This is a genomic window from Micromonospora sp. AMSO1212t (assembly GCF_008868145.1).
GTDB classification, from domain to species: Bacteria; Actinomycetota; Actinomycetes; order Mycobacteriales; family Micromonosporaceae; genus Micromonospora; species Micromonospora tulbaghiae.
Genome location: NZ_WBKS01000015.1, coordinates 58,817 through 75,069, shown reverse-complemented (window position 1 = coordinate 75,069; position 16,253 = coordinate 58,817). Strand labels below are relative to the sequence as shown.

The window sequence follows — 16,253 nt, the reverse complement described above, 5'->3', positions numbered from 1 at the left end:
CGGCCGGCGCGCCTCCGGTCCCGTCACCACCGGCGCCGAGCGTGGCCGGCATGCCTCCGGTCCTGCCTCCGCCGGTGCCGGGCACCGCTGGGAGACCGCTACCGTCCCCGCAGGCACCCGGCACGGCCGGCGCCCCGCCGCAGACGTCCGGCACTGTCGGCGTCTCGCCGCAGAGGCCTGGCAAGGCGACTACGCCGCAGCCGCCCTCACGGATGCCGGGGACAGTCGGCGCGTCCCCGCTACCGCCTCCGCCGGTCATCCCGCCACCGCCCGCGACGCCGGTCGTCGAGACGCCACCCTCCACCGGAGGCACTCCGGCTTCCCGGACCCCAGCGGCCGGAGTCCTGCCACCGCCTCCTCCGACCGTCCTCCCGCCGGCGCCACGCGTCCCGTCGCCGGAGCGCGGTGTCCTACCACCACCTCCGGCCGCTCCGGTCGCCCCGCCGGGGTCGACCCCGTCCGCCACGCCGCCGGTCACCACTGCGGGCTCGACGGCGCCTCCGGTCCCGGTTTCCCAGCCGGTGGCGGAATCCGCGGCGGCCACTGCCACCTCGGCGGCACCCACCTCGGCCCCCGTGGCGCCCCGACCGGCGCCGGCCCAACGGGCGACGCCGACGACCGAGGCCGCCCCAGCTCCCCCGCGTCCCGATACGAACCGGGCGGCCGACGCCGAAACGGGCGGGCCCAGCGCCGGTGCCACGCCGCCCGTCCCCGGTGGACCGGGCTGGGACAAGCCGACGATCCAGGTGCAGCAGATCGGCCCGCTGCTGGAAGAGGAGGCGGAGCGCAACGCCGCAAAGGCAGCCCGCGACGCTTCGGCGAGGCCCGCAGCGACCACCTCCGCCGGCGAACCCCCGGTCAGCGCACCACCGGCCAGCAAATCCCCTGCTGACACGCCGTCGGCCGGCTCGTCCGGGATGATCGCCTCCGCAGCGAGCGCACCGCCGGTGAGCACGTCCCCGGTCAGCGGACCGCCCGCGGGCACGCCGGGTACGAGTGAAGGCGGCTCGGATGGTGCACCGGTGACCGACGCCGGTGCGCCTCCGGCGGGCGGAGCACCGCTGCCCACCGCACCCCGCATCAGCGCGCCGCCCGCCGGCGCCGCGCCCGTCAGCGCGCCACCGGTCAGCGGCGCGCCCGCCGCCCCAGTCAGCGCCGCACCGGTCAGCGCCGCACCGGCCGTGGGCTACCCGCCACCGGCCGGCGGACCCGCACCCGCCTATCCGCCGCCGATCAGCGCACCACCCGGACCCGGCCACCCGACGCCAGCCGGCGGGCCAACCGTCAGCGGCCCTCCTGGGCCGCCGATCAGCGGGCCACCCGCTCCCGGCTACCCGTCGCTGACCGGCACACCGCCCGCACCGCCCGTCAGCGGGCCTCCGGGCCCGCCGATCAGCGGACCGCCCGGACCCGCCTACCCGCCGCCGATCAGCGCGCCGCCCGGACCCGCCTACCCGCCACCGGTCAGCGCGTCGCCCGCCGGACACCCACCGGTGAGCGCTCCCCCCGGCACCTATCCGCCGCCCGTGAGCGGACCACCCGCGGCACCGGTCAGCGCCGCGCCGGTCAGCGGTTCCTCCGTACCGCCGTGGGGTATGGTCGCGCCGCCGTGGAGCAGCGTCGCCCCGTCCCAGCCGGTCGACCGGCCCACCGACCCCGGCCCCGAACCGGAGGAGGACGAACCGGCGCCCGCCGACACGGCCGGCGAACCGGAGCGGGACGCACCGGAGCCGAACCGGCCGATGACGATCTACGAGGATCTGCTGGACTTCCCCGAGTCCACGCGACCGGAGCCACCGGCCCAGCCGGAGCAGAGTGCGTGGCCGGCGACCCCGCCGATGTTCCACCAGCAGCCGGTCGAGCAGCAGGGCGCGTACCCGATGGAGCCGGAGCGGTCGGGCCGAAATCGGACGGTGCTGACCCTGGTGGTCGGCGGTGCGGTGCTCGCGGTGGTGGCGGTGGTCGGTGTCGGCGCGGTGTTGCTGAACCGGGAGGCGGCGCCGCCTCCGGCTCCCGCGCCCGCGTCCGGCTCACCTTCGCCGAAGGTGGCCGGCCCACCGCCGGGTGACCTGAAGCTGCGCGACGACACCACGACCGTGACGGTGACCTGGACCGATCCGACGAACGGTGGGGTGCCGTTCGTGGTGGCGGGTGGCCGGGCCGGACAGAAGCTCGGGGTGATGGCGACTGTGGACGCCGGGCAGACCCGCTACACGGTGAACGGGTTGAGCGCGAAGCTGGACTACTGCTTCACGGTGCTGGCGGTCTATTCGACCGACTCGTACGCCACCTCGGGCCAGGTCTGCACGGACCGGGAGGGCGGCGGCACGCCGAGCTGAGAACGACACGCTCGGTGTCCACAGGGGGACGGTGCGGGTTTCACCGGCTCCGGGCGGCACCTATGATGGCTCCCGGCTCTGGGGAGGGTCGGCCGTGCTCGGCGTCTCTCCCGCACCGACACGGGGAGGCAGCCGGCAGTGACCACCATCGAGGACGTCACGGGCACCGGGCCGGAGCCGGCCCGCCCACGGTCGCGGATGCGCGGCGGGCTGGTGACCATCGGGACGGTGGCCGCGCTGCTGGCCGCGATGGGCTTGACGGTGCTCGGGCTGGGCGCGGCCGACAATGCGGTGGCGAGCTTCGACGCGTCCTCCTGGTTGTGGAGCACCACCCGCAGCGAGCTGGCCCGGGTCAACGGCGTCACCGCGCGGGTGGACACCCGGATGGAGGTGCCGGGCGGGCGGCGGCACCAGATGCAGGTGGCCCAGACCGACCGGCTGCTGATCCTGCGCGACCTCAACACCGGCCGGGTCAGCTCGCTGGACCTGGCGACGTTGCAGATCACGGCCACCACGCCGACCGCACCGGGGCTCGGGGTGAGCGTGGCGCTGCACGAGGAGGCGGCGTTCGTGGTGGACGCGGTGCAGGGCATCGTCCGGCAGCTCGACCCGCGGGCGCTGACGCCGGTGGGCGAGCCGGTCCGCTACCCGCCGGGCATCACCGGCGGCACGTTCGACGGCGCGGGCAAGCTGTGGATCGCGGTGCCCAGCGAGGGCACCGTCTCGGCTGTGACCGCCGCCGAGCTGCCGGAGACGCCCGGTGACGCGCCGCCCGCCGGGCTCAGCCCGAAGCGTGTCGAGACGTACGACGTGGCCGAGCCGGCGCACGAGCTGGTGGTGTCCACGCTGGACGAGGGCGTCGCGGTGCTGGACCGCACCTCGGCGTCGCTGGTGACGGTGGTCGGCGGGCAGACCCAGCGGGCGGAGTTGAGCATGACCGCGCCGGGGAACCTGCCGACGCGGACCAGCGGGCCGCAGGTGCCGGTCACGGTCTCCGGTGACCGTTCGGTGCACGTGGTGCGGGACAGCCGCGAGGTGAAGCGGTTCACGGTGCCCGGCACCGGCGCCCGGCTGAGCCCGGCGGTGTCGTGGGCGGGCCGGTTCTACTGCGCCGACGAGAACACCGGCACGGTGTACGCCTTCGACGCCGAGGGTCAGCTCGTGCAGACCGTGAAGGGCTCCGGCCGCCCCGGCCCGGTCGAGCTGGAGGTGCGCGAGAACCACCTGTTCATCAACCCGCCGGACTCGTCCACCGCGCAGGTGGTCGACGACCGCAACCAGGTCCGTGAGGTCGACAAGTACGCCAACGACGTGCTCGGCGGCGACCCGCCGCCGGTGGCCCCGCCGCCGCCCCCGCCGAAGAAGCCCAAGGTGTCCAAGCCGGGTGCGCCGAAGTCGGTGACGGCCGCCGCTGGTGACGCGTCGGCGCGGGTGAGCTGGCAGGCCGCCGCGTCCAACGGCGCCGAGATCACCCGGTACGTGGTGGAGGGCGCCGGTCAGACCCACCAGGTCGGCGCGAACCAGCGTGCCCTGGAGATCACGGGTCTGACCAACGGTGAGACGTACACGTTCTCGGTGCACGCGGTGAACGCCAAGGGTGAGGGGCCGGCGCGGCGCAGCAACCCGGTGGTGCCGACGGCCGAGGTGCCGGACCCGCCGGCGTCGGTGACCGCCGAGGCGCGGCCGGACGGCACGGTGCGGGTGAGCTGGCCCGAGGCCGACGGCCAGGGCAACAAGATCGCGAAGTACGCGGTGACGGCGACCTCGGCCGGCGCGAGCGCCCCGGCCGGCGAGTCGGCGAAGACGGAGCTGGTGGTGCCGGCCGGGCAACTGGAGTACGGCACCCAGTACGCGTTCACGGTGAACGCGGTGAGCGACAAGGGCGCCGGGTCGAAGGCGTCGCCGGTGAGCAACACGGTGGTGCCGTTCACCACGCCGAAGGCGCCGACTGAGCTGCGGGCGTCCACTGTCGCCGACCAGCCGGGCACGATCGCGGTGCAGTGGTCCCCGGCGGTGGACAACGGCCGCCCGGTGACGAAGTACGTCGTGGAGGCGGCCGGGAAGTCGGTCGAGGTGACCGACGTGCGGGCCACTGTCGGCGGCCTGGGCAACGGCCAGAACGTGACGGTGAAGGTCAAGGCCGTGAACGAGGCGGGGGCGGGACCGGAGGCAGGCACCACCGCGCGGACGGTGGCCGAGCCCCGGATCACGGTGACCGGCTCGTCGGCGGACGCCACGTCGGTGACTGTGACGTTCACTGTGGACGCGGGCGGCGGGCGCGCCACCTGCACGGCGGCGACCGGCGGGAAGACGGCGAGCGGCAGTTGTTCCAGTCTGCGGGTGACCGGGCTGACGCCGGGCACCGCGTACACGGTGACGCTGACCGCGTCGAACGCCGCCGGCAAGGGCACTGCCTCCCGCGCGCAGACCACCGACCCGGTGTACGGCATCGCCACGTGCAAGAACGGGCCGGACGGCGACCAGCGGACGTACTGCGACAAGGACGTCGCCGGCCGCAACGGCAACGAGATCTTCGAGGTCCCGCGGCAGGACAACGACCGTCAGGCGGGCTGGGTGCCGGACGGCCGGCGGCTGCGCACGTACTGCAAGGTCAAGGGCGAGGACGTGGACGCCTGGATCTACAACAACAACAAGCAGAGCACCTGGTGGATCCAGGTGGAGTACCAGGGCAGGACGTACATCCCGTGGGCCTGGCTCAACCTGGAGGGCGGCGACGACCTCGACGTCCTGCCGGCCTGCTGACCGCACCGTCCGAGAGGCACACCCGTGAACACGCACGAACCGCTGAGCCAGCCGGAGGTGCAGGGCTTCGCCGCCCTGGCCGCCCGGCTGGCCGACAACGTCAACGCGGTCGTGCTCGGTAAGCCGCAGGTGGTGCGGCTCGCATTGACCGCGCTGTTCGCGCAGGGGCACGTGCTGCTGGAGGACGTGCCGGGCGTCGGCAAGACGACGCTGGCGCGGGCCGTCGCGGCCACCGTGAAGGGGCAGTGGCGGCGGATCCAGTTCACCCCCGACCTGCTCCCCTCCGACGTGTCGGGGGTGACCATCTTCAACCAGGCCACCCGGGGATTCGAGTTCCACCCGGGGCCGGTGTTCGCCAACATCGTGATCGCCGACGAGATCAACCGGGCGTCGCCGAAGACGCAGTCGGCGCTGCTGGAGGTGATGGAGGAGCGAACTGTCACTGTGGACGGCGTACGGCACCCGGTGCCGCAGCCGTTCCTGGTGGTGGCCACGCAGAACCCGGTGGAGATGGACGGCACCTACCGGCTGCCCGAGGCCCAGCTCGACCGGTTCCTGGTGAAGCTCTCCGTCGGCTACCCGGACGAGGCGGTCGAGGTGGAGGTGCTGCGCGGCGCCACGGTCCGCTCCCCCGACTCGCTCAGCGCGGTCACCGACACCGCCACGGTGGGCGAGATGGTGAAGATGGCCCAGCGGGTGCACATCGCCGAGCCGCTCTACGCGTACGCGGTGCGGCTGGCCGCTGCGACGCGTACCCATCCGCAGGTGCGGGTCGGGGTGAGCCCGCGCGGGGTGATCGCGCTGACCCGGGCGGCGTGCGCGTACGCGCTGATCGACGGCCGGGGCTGGATCATGCCGGAGGACCTGAAGGCACTCGTGGAGCCGGTGTTCGCGCACCGGCTGCTGCTCACCCCCGATGCGCAGGTGCGTGGTGTGACGCCCGCCGAGGTGCTGCGCCAGGCGGTCGCGTCGGTGCCGGTGCCGCTGCCGTCCGGCCAGGCCACAACGGTGCACGGCTGAGCGTGGGGATCACCGCCCGTGGTGTCGGGTTGCTCGTCGCCGCCCTGGTGCTGCTGGGCGTGGGGTTCCGGTACGCGTACCCGGAGCTGACAGTGCTCGGCGCGGCGGCCGCCGTGGCGGTCGGCTACGCCGTGGTGAACGCGGCCTGGCGGCCCCGGCTGAGCGTGGACCGGCGGGCCGACCCGGACCGGGTGGCCCGGGGTGAGCCGGCGGCGATGGAGCTGACGGTGCGCAACACCGGCCGGTTGCGGGCGGCGAACCTGGTGGCCGAGGACCGCTGCGCCGGCGCGCTGGTGCCGGTGCCGCTGCTGCGGTTGCGTCCGGGCCGGGACACTGTCGTGCGCTACGAGGTGCCGACGCACCGCCGTGGGGTGGTACCGGTGGGGCCGCTGCGGGTGGTGCGCCGGGATCCGCTGGGGCTGGTGGCGCTGGCGCGCGGCTACGGCGGCACGGTGCCGGTGTGGGTGCACCCGCGCATCCACCCGCTCTCCGCGGTGCCCACCGGCGCCGGACGCAGCCTGGACGGGCGTACCGACAGCGTGCCGCACGGGTCGATCACGTTCGACTCGTTGCGGGAGTACGTGGTGGGCGACGAGTTGCGCCGCGTGCACTGGCGCACCAGCGCCCGGGTGGGTGAGCTGATGGTGCGGGAGAACGTGGACACCAGCCTGCCGCGCCTGGTGGTGGTGCTGGACAACCGCGCCTCGGCGCATCCGGGCCGGGCCGGTGGTGTCGCGGAGTCGTTCGAGTCGGCGTGTGAGGCGGCGGCGTCGGTGTTGGCCGCCGCGGTGCGGGAGGACCTGCCGGTGCACCTGCTGCTCGTCGTACCGGCCGAGGTGGAGCCCGCGGGCGCGGCCGGGCCGCTGGACCGGCTGGCCGCCGTGGAGCTGGCGGACGCCGGGGCGGAGGTGCTGCCCGCCGCGACCGGGCGGCTGCGCCGGGACCGGCTCGGCGACACCCTGGTGTTCCTGACCGGGCCGGGTGGCCGTGACGACCTGGGGCACGTCGGCGCGCTGCGTGGCGCGTACCCGTCGGTGGTGGTGGGGATGTTCGGCGCGGACGGGCCGACGGCGGCCGGCGCGGCGGGCCTCACGGTGCTGGATGCGGCCGACGGCGCGGCGTTCGCCGCCGAGTGGGACGGGGTCCGCCGGTGGTGACGCCGCCGCGGACCGAAGCGGCGGCGGAACGCGCGGTCCGGGCGTTGCGGGCCGCGCCGGTCCCGGCCGCGCTGGTCGTGCTGGTCGCGCTCTCCGGCGTGGTGCTGGGCCGGGTGTACGCGGACCCGCTGCTGACCCGGCTCATGGCCGGCGCGGCGCTCGGCTCGGTGCTGGTCAGCGTGGCCACCCGGCGGCTGCCGTCCTGGCTGGTCGCGCCGCTGTCGGTGGCCGCGCTGGCCGGGTGGACGCTGCTGTCGCTGCGGCTGGCCGCCGCGCACGCGGCGCTGCCCGGCGGGCTCGGCGAGGTGGCCGCCGACGCCGCCCGCAACGCGATCCCCCGGCTGCTCACCGCGATGATCCCGGTCGAGCCGGCCCCGGACACGGTACTGGTCCCGGTGGTGGCCGCCTGGCTGGCCGGGCTGACCGCCGCCGAGGTGGCGCTGCGGGCCGGGCGGGTGCTGCTGGGCTACCTGCCGCCGGCGCTGCTCTACGCCGGCGCGCTCTACGTGGTGGGGCCGAACGCGGATCCGGCGATCGGCCCGACGGTGCTGTTCGCGGCCGTCGCCGCGGCCGGCCTGGCGACTTCTGGCCGCCGCGACGGCCCGGCGCCCGATCCGGTCGCCGGTCTCAACCCTGCGGTACGCGCGGCGGTACGGCTGCGGCTGGTGGCGGCGAGCGCGGCCGGGCTGGCGGTGGTGGTGGCGCTGGCGGCGCTGCTCGCCCCGGTGGTGGCCGCCCAGGTCGACGAGCGGCCGGTCGACCCGCGCCGCTACGTGGAGCCGCCCCGGGTGGAGTCGCTGGACGAGAACCCGCTGATCCGGATCTCCGGGTGGGCGTTGAACCCGGACCAGCGGCTGCTCGACGTGCGCACGAGCGGGGGCGCGGCCGGGGACGGGTCGCCGCGGATCCGGCTGGCGGTGCTCAGCGACTACGACGGGGTGACCTGGCGGGTCGGCGCCACGTACCGCAACGCCGGGCGGATCCTGCCCGCCGCCGAGCCGGCCCCGGGCGCGGCCACCGACGAGGTGCGCCAGGAGATCACCGTCGGAGACCTGACCGGGCGACTGCTGCCGGCGGTGCCCACGCCGCGCGAGGTGACGGGCGCCCGGGTGGCGTACGACCCGGCGACCGGGACGCTGATCCGTCCGGAAGGGCTCGCGCCGGGGCTGCGGTACGAGGTGTCGTCGGTGCGGGAGCGCCCGGACGCGAACCTGCTGCCCACGGCGAACGTGCCCGCCGGTGACGGGGTGGCCCGGGTGCTGCGGGTGGCCGACGGCGCGCCGGAGCCGGTGCGACGGCTCGCCACGCAGCTCGCCGAGTCCAACGGCGCCCCGTACGCGCGTGCCGACGCGATCGCCGCGTTCCTGGCCGAGCACTACCGGGTGACCGCTGACGCGCCCAGCGGCCACGCGTACCCGAATCTGGCGTTCTTCCTGTTCGGACCGCGGAACGGCGGCGGGCAGCGGGGCACGTCGGAGCAGTTCGCCGCCGCGTTCGCGGTGCTCGGCCGCCTCGCTGGCCTGCCGACCCGGGTGGTGGTCGGGTTCGAGCCCAAGGGTGACGGCCCGGTGCGGGCCGCCGACGCGTACGCCTGGCCGGAGGTGCTGTTCGACGGCGTCGGCTGGGTGCCGTTCGACCCGATGCCGCGTCCGGACTCCGAGCCCCGCCCGGTGGAGGAGGACTTCCGGCCGCAGCCGGAGGATCCGCCGCCGTCGGAGGTGCCGGCGCCCACCGAGGAGCCGAGCGCCACTCCCCCGGCCGCCGCGCCCGCGCCCGGCCGGAACGAGGGCGGGCTCGGCACGCCGGTGCTGGTCGGCGGCGGCGTCGGTGGCCTGCTGCTGGTGGTCGGGGCGGTGCTGGCGGTGCTCGTGGCGATGCGCCGCCGGCTGACCCGCTCCCGGTTGGACGCCGGTGACCCGGGCGAGCGGGTCGCCGGTGCGTGGCGGGAGCTGACCGACGCGCTGCGGCTGGCCGGGCACCCGGCCGGGCCGGACCTGGCGGCGGCCGAGGTCGCCGAGCGGGCCCGCCGGACGCTCGCCGAGGCCCGCGCGGCGCGGTCCGGGGAGGGCGCGGCCGGGCCCACGGACCGGCCCGGGGACGGCGCAACCGGGCTCACGGACCGGGCCGGGGACGGCGCGGCGGCCTACGGCCCGGACGAGGCGGCGGTCGACGAGCTGGCCGCCCTGCTCAACCAGGCGGGCTTCGCGCCGGGCAGTGTCACGCCGGAACAGGCGGAGCGGGCCGCACGGCTGAGCGCCGGCTTCGCCGACGCGCTGCGCTCGGCCCGCTCCCGGTGGGGCCGGTTGTTGTGGACGGTCCACCCGGGGCCGCTGCGGTGGCGCCGCTGACCGGACCGGCCGGGCCTGGCCGCGCGGCCCGCTGCCGCGGTGCTGCGGGCCACGCCCGGGGCGGAACCGCCGCGACGGCCGGGCTCAGCGGCCGGCGGCGCGCAGCTTCCGGACGAGCTTGCGCAGTCCGGCCTGCCAGCCGTCCGGGTCCTCGGCGCGGCGGCGGGCGTAGTCGGCGACCTCCGGGTGCGGCAGGATCAGGAACCGCTCCTCGGCCAGCCCGGCGATCACCGCGTCGGCGACCTGGTCCGGGGTGAGGATCGTCCCGGACGCGGCGATCACCCGGGCGCCCAGGTGCCCCTCGGCGAGACCGTCGGCGAGCATCGGGGTGTCCACGCCCTGCGGGCACAGCGCGCTGACCCGGATGCCGGCGTCCCGGTAGGTGATCGCCAGCCACTCGGCGAGACCGACGGCGGCGTGCTTGGTGGCGGTGTACGGGGCGTCGCCGACGGCGGTCAGCAGTCCGGCGGCCGAGCAGGTGAGCAGCAGGTGTCCCTGGCCCCGGCCGAGCATCCCGGGCAGCACGGCGCGGGCGCTGTGCAGGTGCCCGAGCACGTTCACCTGCCAGGCCCGCTCCCAGTCGGCGTCGGGGGCGTCGATGCCGCCGCCGGTGGCCACGCCGGCGTTGGCGCAGAACAGGTCGATCCGGCCGTGGCGGCGCTCGGTCTCCTCGACGAGCGCGCGTACCGCCGCCTCGTCGGTGACGTCGAGCCCGACGCCGCTGGCCACCGGGCCGATCGCGGCGGCGGCCGCGCGGGCCGCGTCGGCGGCCAGGTCGGCCAGGACGACAGCGGCGGCGCCCTCGGCGGCGAACCGGCGGCCCAGCGCCACGCCGATCCCGCCGGCCCCACCGGTGATCACCACCACCCGGTCGGTCAGGTTCATCTCAGGCCGCCTTTCCGGGGCCGAGCCGGGGCAGCAGGTCCATCCAGGCCGCCGCGCCGCCCTCGGTGATCTCCGGCGTGGGCAGCACCGCGATGACCGGCACGTCGACGCCGTTGTCGGCGTACCGGCGGACGGATGCCGCGCACTGCTCGGGCGAGCCGTGCAGCACCAGCGCGTCGACCACCTCGTCCGGTACGGCGGCGGAGGCGCCCCGCCGGTCCCCCGCGGCCCACGCCTCCCACATCGGGCCGAGTGAGTCCTCGCGGCCCAGCCACCTGTGGAAGGCGGCGTACGCGGGCACGGTCAGGTAGCCGGTGATCATGCGGCGGCCCAGTGCGCGGGCGTAGGTGGTGTCCTCGGTGGGGCAGACGAAGATGCGGGCGGCGACGTCGAAGCCGGGCCGGCGTTCGCCCACCTCGGCGAGGGCGGTCGGCACGTCGTCGGCGGCCAGCCAGTTGAGGATCACCCCGTCGGCCTCGGCGGCGGCCAGGCGCAGCATGCCGGGGCGCAGCGCGGCCAGCAGGACCGGCGGCGGCACACTGGGCGGGCGCTCCAGCGTGAACCGCCGGACCGCGAACGTGTCGAACGCGCCGTCGACGGTCTCGCCGCGCAGCGCGGCGCGCAGGAAACGCAGCACGTCCCGGGTCCGCTTGAACGGCTCGTCGAACGGAATCGCGTTCCAGTCCCGCACCAGCACCGGCGACGAGGAGCCGACGCCGAGCGCGAAGCGGCCCGGCGCGGCCTCGGCCAGCGCGGCGGCGCTCATCGCGAGCAGTCCCGGCCCTCTGGTGAACACCGGCGTGATCGCGGTGCCCAGCCGCAGCCGCGGCGACCAGGCGGCGGCCAGGGCCAGTGGGGTGAACGCGTCGGCGCCGGCCACCTCCGACGACCAGACGTCGGTGAACCCGGCGTCGTCCAGGGCCGCGTAGACCGCGGCGTGGTCGGCGAGCGTAATACCGCCCAGTGGCACGGTCATGCCCCATCGGTTCGTCACCCGTCGATGGTGCCCGTCCGGCACCTCCGGGAGCAAGATCCAGGCGGATATGGGTGATCCGCACCGACGCGCCGGGAAAGAGTGTTACGACTGCCGCATGAGTCGGACCGGGGTCGGGGCCCGGCGGTGAGGACCGCCGAGCCGGCCGCGCTGCGCTCGTCCGGCGGCGGGCCCGACCGGGCCACGTTCCTGGAGCTCTTCTTCGACCTGGTCTACGTGTTCGCGCTGACCCGGATCTCGGCGCGCGCCTTCGAGGACCTGGTGCTGGAGGGCGGGCAGACCGGCTGGACGGCGGTGACCGGCGGCGGCAAGACACTGCTGTTGCTGCTCGCGCTCTGGGCCGTCTGGCAGGGCACGGCGTGGACCACCAGCCGCTACGACCCGCACCACCTGTGGTTGCAGGTCATCGTGATCACCGCGTTGATCTCGGCGATGGTGATGGGGGTGGCGATCCCGCGCGCGTTCAGCCACAGCGGCCTGATGTTCGCCGCCGCGTACGTGGTGGCCCAGGTCAGCCGGCCGGCGATCCTCGTGCTGGTGCTGCACAAGCAGCAGTACCGCCGGCTCAAGCTGCGCATGCTGATCACGTTCTGCGCCACGGGTGTGCTCTGGCTGGCCGGCGCGCTGCTGCCGGGCAGCGCCCGGGTGGTGCTGTGGACCACGGCACTGCTGCTGGAGTACCTCGCCGCCCGGTTCGGCTGGCCGATGCCCGGCCTGGGCCGCTCGACGGTGTCCCGGTGGGACATCCACGGCGAGCACCTGGCCGAGCGCTACCAGCAGATCTTCCTGGTCGCGCTCGGTGAGACGATCCTGCTCGCCGGCCTGGCGTTCACCCGCTCCCCCACCAGCCCGGGCATGGTCGCCGCGTTCGCCGTCGCGCTCGCGACCTCGGTGCTGCTGTGGCGGATCTACGTGCAGCGGGCCGGGCAGATCCTGAGCGAGGCGGTGACCCGGGCCGCGCACCCGGCCACCGTCGGCCGGTCCGCCGCCGACACCCACCTGGTCATGGTGATCGGGGTGGTCGCCACCGCGATCGGCTACGAGCTGGTCATCGAGCACCCGGCCGGGCACAACGAACTGCCCTGGCTGGCCGTGATCCTCGGCGGGCCGGCCGTGTTCCTGGCCGGGCGGGCCCGCTTCGAGTACGAGGTGTTCGGCCGCGTCTCCCCGTCCCGGCTGGTGGGGATCGCCGCGCTGCTGCTGCCCGCACCGCTGCTGGTGCGCCTCGCGCCGCTCGTCGCGGCGATCCTCGCCGCGGTGGTCCTCACGGCGGTGGCGGTGGCCGACGCGCGCCGCGCCTGGGGCCGCCCGCCGGAGGAGGCGGCGACACCGTTCTGAGCGGCGACGCCCGTGCGGCACACCGCGACCGGGCTACGATCCGCGCGTGACCTTCTCGCTCGTCGCCCGCTCCGCCGACGGGCACCTGTACGGCGTGGCGGTGGCCAGCCGCTTCCTCGCCGCCGGGGCGCTGGTGCCGGCCGCCGAGGCACTGGTGGGCGCGGTCGCCACCCAGGCGCACGCCAACCTCGCCTACCGGACGCAGGCGCTCGCGCTGCTGCGTACCGGCGTCACCGCCGGCGACGCGGTGGCCGGGCTGGTCGCCGCCGACCCCGGCCGCGACGACAGGCAGCTCGCCGTGGTGGGGGCGACCGGCGACGGGGCCACCTGGACCGGGCCGCGCTGCCACCCCTGGGCGGGCGGGCAGGCCGGCGACGGCTGGGCCGCACAGGGCAACATCCTGACCGGCCCGCAGGTGATCGACGCGCTGCGCGACGCCTGGCTGGCCCGCGACGACCTGCCGTTCCCGCAGCGCATGCTGGCGGCACTCACCGCCGGTGACGCGGCCGGCGGTGACCGGCGCGGCCGGCAGAGCGCCGCGATACTCGTGGTACAGCGCCACGGCGGCTACGCCGGCACCGGCGACGAGCTGGTGGACCTGCGCGTGGACGACCACGACGACCCGGTCGCCGAGCTGCGCCGCCTGCTCGGCATCCACCACATGCTGTTCGGCCGCCCCGACCCGGCCACGCTGCGGGATCTCACCGGTCCGCTCGCGGCCGAGGTGGCGGACCTGCTCGCCGCCACCGGTCACCCGGTCGGCCCGGCCGGCCTGGACGACGCGCTGGCGGCCTGGACCGGCCTGGAGAACCTGGAGGAACGCTTCGTGCCCGGCCGGATCGACCCGATCGTGCTGGAGCACCTGCGGCGGTGTGCCGGGCGCTGAGCGGAGATCAGCCGCCGAACGCGAGCCGGCTGATACCGGCGCGGGCCAGTTCGGCGTGCTCGTCGCCGGTCAGCGGCAGCCGCCCGGTGGCCTTGCGCAGCACGGTGAGCGCGTCCCAGCGCAGGCCCTGCGGCACCGGCGCGCCGCCGGTGAGCACGCCGACCACCACGGCCGCCGCGGGCGGGGTCAGCCACGGCGGCCGGTCCAGCGCGTCGGCCAGGTCCAAGCCGTGCACCGCGACCTCCACCACGCGGGTACGCAGGAACTCCGGCAGCGCCATCGCGTCACCGTGCCGGGTGCGCACCACCCGGCCGGGCGGCGCGGCGGCGACCGCCTCGTCGGTGGCGCGCCAGGCCCGGCCGAACTCCCCCGCCACCTCGGCCGCGCCCGGGTGCTCCCGGGCGGCCCGGCGTGCCGAGTCGACGCGGTCCCGGTCGACCGGCGGGCTGAACTTGGCCGCGCCGAAGTAGGCGGCGGCGTCGACCTCGGCCCGGGGCGGCGCGGGTTCGGCGAGCATCCCGGCCAGGCGCCCGGCTCCGGTGCTCACGTGCGCGATCAGGTCGCGTACCCGCCAGGGCGGACACGGGGTGGGCCGGTCCAGCGCCGCATCGTCCAGCTCGCGCAGCACCCGTTCCAGGCGTTCGCACTCGGCCCGGAACGCCGCCCGTACGGTCTGCACCGGTGGTCAGCCCTTCCAGCGGGGCACCAGCCGGTGCACCACGACCAGCACCAGCGCGGCCACCACGGCGATCGTGCCGGCGATGCCGGCCGCGCTGCCCGCGTACCCGATGAACAGCGGACGGCGGCCGAGCGCCTGGACGGGGACTGTGGAACGGTCGACGAGCCAGGACAGCGCCACCGCGGAGGCCAGCAGGGCCACCACGCCGGTGCCGGCGAGCACGGCGCCGGCCACCCGGTGCGCGTCGCCCGGCTCCACCACCGCCTGCTCCCGCTGGAAGAACAGCAGCACCAGCCCGGCGACAGCGGCCCACGCGCCGACCACCAGGTACGCGGCGACCGCGTCGCTGGGCCGGTGCCAGCCGGCGGAGAGCGTGGCGACGCCCGCGGCGGCGGCGTACCCGGCGCCGAGGAACGCCCCGGCGACCCGCAGCTTGCGCGGCAGCACCAGGATCAGCGCGACCGCCACCGAGGCGGCCACCGTGGTGTGCCCGCTGGGCAGGCTGTTACCGGCGGCGGCCCGTTCCGGGTCGATGCCGAAGTCGGGACGGAGCAGGTAGTGCTTGAGCAGCTGCGTGGTCACGTTGGCCCCGGCGATCAGCAGCGTCGCGGTGACGGCGAGCGCCTTGCGCCCCCGGATCAGCGCGATGAAGCCGATCACCGCGGTCGCGGCCAGCAGCGACACCACCGACATCGCGTTGAGGAGTGTGTCCACCGGATCGTCGATGCGATCCTGGCCGATCCGGTTGCCGGTGAGCGCCACCGTGTCCAGCCACTGGCCCAGTTCGGTGTGTACGGCGAAGCGCCACACCAGCCCGAACGCGGCTGTCTGGATCAGGGCCAGTACGACCAACCAGACCGCCGTCCAACCCCTCGCCGTCTCCCGCACCCGGACAACTTAACGGTAGGCCCGCTCCGGCGCGCGGCGGAGCGCCATCGGCGGCGGCGTACGGTGAGGCGGGCGATTTCGAGGAGGTGGCGCGTGACCGGCACGCCACAGCGGCAACCGGAGGACGGGCCGCGGCCGGAGTCGCTGGCCGACCTGCTCGGCGGCCGGCGCGGGGCGGTGGACGCGACTCTTCCCCCGCTGGCGTTCGGGCTCGGCTGGGTGCTCGGCGGCCTGGGCGGCGGCGTGCTCGCGGCGGTGCTGACCGGCACGGCGGTGGCCGGCTGGCGGTGGCGGCGCGGCGACCGTCCCCGCTCCGTGCTGGTCGGGCTGCTCGCGGTCTGCGTGGCCGCGCTCGTCGCGTTGCGCACCGGCCGGGCCGCCGACTTCTTCCTGCTCCAGATCGCCGCCAACGCGGCGAGCGCGCTGGCCTGGGCGGTGAGCATCGTGGTGCGGTGGCCGCTGCTGGGTGTGGTGGCCGGCACGGCGCTGGGCCAGCGGACCCGGTGGCGGCGCGACCCGGCGCTGCTGCGGGCGTACGGCCGGGCCAGCTGGGTGTGGACCGCCAGCTACGTGCTGCGGGTGGCGGTGTTCGTGCCGCTGTGGCTGTACGGGCAGGTGGTCGCGCTGACTGTGGCGCGCGCGGCGCTGACCTGGCCGGTGATCGCGGCGGCGCTGGCGGGGAGCTGGGTGGTGATCCGGCGCTCGCTGCCGGCCGGCCATCCGGGGCTGCGGCACCCGGTGGACCCGGCGGACGCGGACGGTGTGGCGGCGCGCACAGAATAATGGAGAGGCCGCCACGGGGGGAGCGGCCTCTCCGTCAAATACGTTACTCCGTCCAGGGCCCGGATGTGATCCCGTGGACCGCTGAATTTTCCGTGCCTTTTCGCGCCATGGGTCGTCGCCGGGCGGAGTGGTGGGCCGGCCGGTCCGCTGCGTCGGCCGGACGGCCGGCCCAC

12 protein-coding genes are annotated in these 16,253 nt (G+C 76.0%); 8 read left to right on the top strand and 4 right to left on the bottom strand.

Annotated features, from left to right (window positions below; genetic code table 11):
* Positions 1 to 1,526 precede the first annotated feature (1,526 nt).
* The 5 genes from F8279_RS07005 to F8279_RS06985 all read left to right on the top strand — a co-directional run bounded on the left by F8279_RS07005 (position 1,527) and on the right by F8279_RS06985 (position 9,627).
* A complete protein-coding gene (locus F8279_RS07005) occupies positions 1,527 to 2,339 on the top strand; it encodes a fibronectin type III domain-containing protein (protein WP_225853166.1) in 813 nt (270 codons plus the stop codon).
* Between the two features lie 198 nt (positions 2,340 to 2,537).
* On the top strand, positions 2,538 to 5,102 hold the full coding sequence (locus F8279_RS07000; protein WP_192580645.1) for a fibronectin type III domain-containing protein: 2,565 nt from the start codon (positions 2,538 to 2,540) through the stop codon (positions 5,100 to 5,102).
* Between the two features lie 24 nt (positions 5,103 to 5,126).
* Complete coding sequence (locus F8279_RS06995) at positions 5,127 to 6,122, top strand: MoxR family ATPase (RefSeq protein ID WP_091427560.1); 996 nt, start codon at positions 5,127 to 5,129, stop codon at positions 6,120 to 6,122.
* A 2-nt stretch (positions 6,123 to 6,124) separates the two neighbouring features.
* Positions 6,125 to 7,279 (top strand): DUF58 domain-containing protein, encoded by a 1,155-nt coding sequence (locus F8279_RS06990; protein ID WP_151499423.1) that lies wholly within the window; start codon positions 6,125 to 6,127, stop codon positions 7,277 to 7,279.
* Between the two features lie 44 nt (positions 7,280 to 7,323).
* Positions 7,324 to 9,627: a transglutaminase domain-containing protein gene (locus tag F8279_RS06985; RefSeq protein ID WP_225853168.1), complete on the top strand. Its 2,304-nt coding sequence runs from the start codon at positions 7,324 to 7,326 to the stop codon at positions 9,625 to 9,627.
* An 84-nt stretch (positions 9,628 to 9,711) separates the two neighbouring features.
* Here F8279_RS06985 and F8279_RS06980 read toward each other — a convergent pair whose 3' ends face one another.
* Positions 9,712 to 10,512 (bottom strand): SDR family oxidoreductase, encoded by an 801-nt coding sequence (locus F8279_RS06980; RefSeq protein ID WP_151499421.1) that lies wholly within the window; start codon positions 10,510 to 10,512, stop codon positions 9,712 to 9,714.
* A gap of 1 nt (position 10,513) precedes the next feature.
* Positions 10,514 to 11,488, bottom strand: a complete 975-nt coding sequence (locus F8279_RS06975; protein WP_151499428.1) for an LLM class F420-dependent oxidoreductase — start codon at positions 11,486 to 11,488, stop codon at positions 10,514 to 10,516.
* A 144-nt stretch (positions 11,489 to 11,632) separates the two neighbouring features.
* Here F8279_RS06975 and F8279_RS06970 point away from each other — a divergent pair, with 144 nt between their 5' ends.
* Together F8279_RS06970 and F8279_RS06965 are read left to right on the top strand one after the other, a co-directional pair.
* Positions 11,633 to 12,844, top strand: coding sequence for a low temperature requirement protein A (locus tag F8279_RS06970; RefSeq protein ID WP_151499420.1), 1,212 nt, complete (start codon positions 11,633 to 11,635; stop codon positions 12,842 to 12,844).
* A 46-nt stretch (positions 12,845 to 12,890) separates the two neighbouring features.
* Entirely contained in the window at positions 12,891 to 13,730 is an 840-nt protein-coding gene (locus F8279_RS06965; protein WP_151499419.1) for a DUF1028 domain-containing protein, read from the top strand.
* 7 nt (positions 13,731 to 13,737) lie between these two features.
* Here F8279_RS06965 and F8279_RS06960 read toward each other — a convergent pair whose 3' ends face one another.
* A complete protein-coding gene (locus F8279_RS06960) occupies positions 13,738 to 14,409 on the bottom strand; it encodes a maleylpyruvate isomerase N-terminal domain-containing protein (protein ID WP_151499418.1) in 672 nt (223 codons plus the stop codon).
* A 6-nt stretch (positions 14,410 to 14,415) separates the two neighbouring features.
* Positions 14,416 to 15,297: a phosphatase PAP2 family protein gene (locus F8279_RS06955; RefSeq protein ID WP_151499417.1), complete on the bottom strand. Its 882-nt coding sequence runs from the start codon at positions 15,295 to 15,297 to the stop codon at positions 14,416 to 14,418.
* Between the two features lie 93 nt (positions 15,298 to 15,390).
* Between F8279_RS06955 and F8279_RS06950 the strand changes: the two genes are divergently transcribed.
* Entirely contained in the window at positions 15,391 to 16,080 is a 690-nt protein-coding gene (locus F8279_RS06950) for a DUF3159 domain-containing protein (RefSeq protein ID WP_091427543.1), read from the top strand.
* The last annotated feature ends 173 nt before the right edge of the window (positions 16,081 to 16,253 follow it).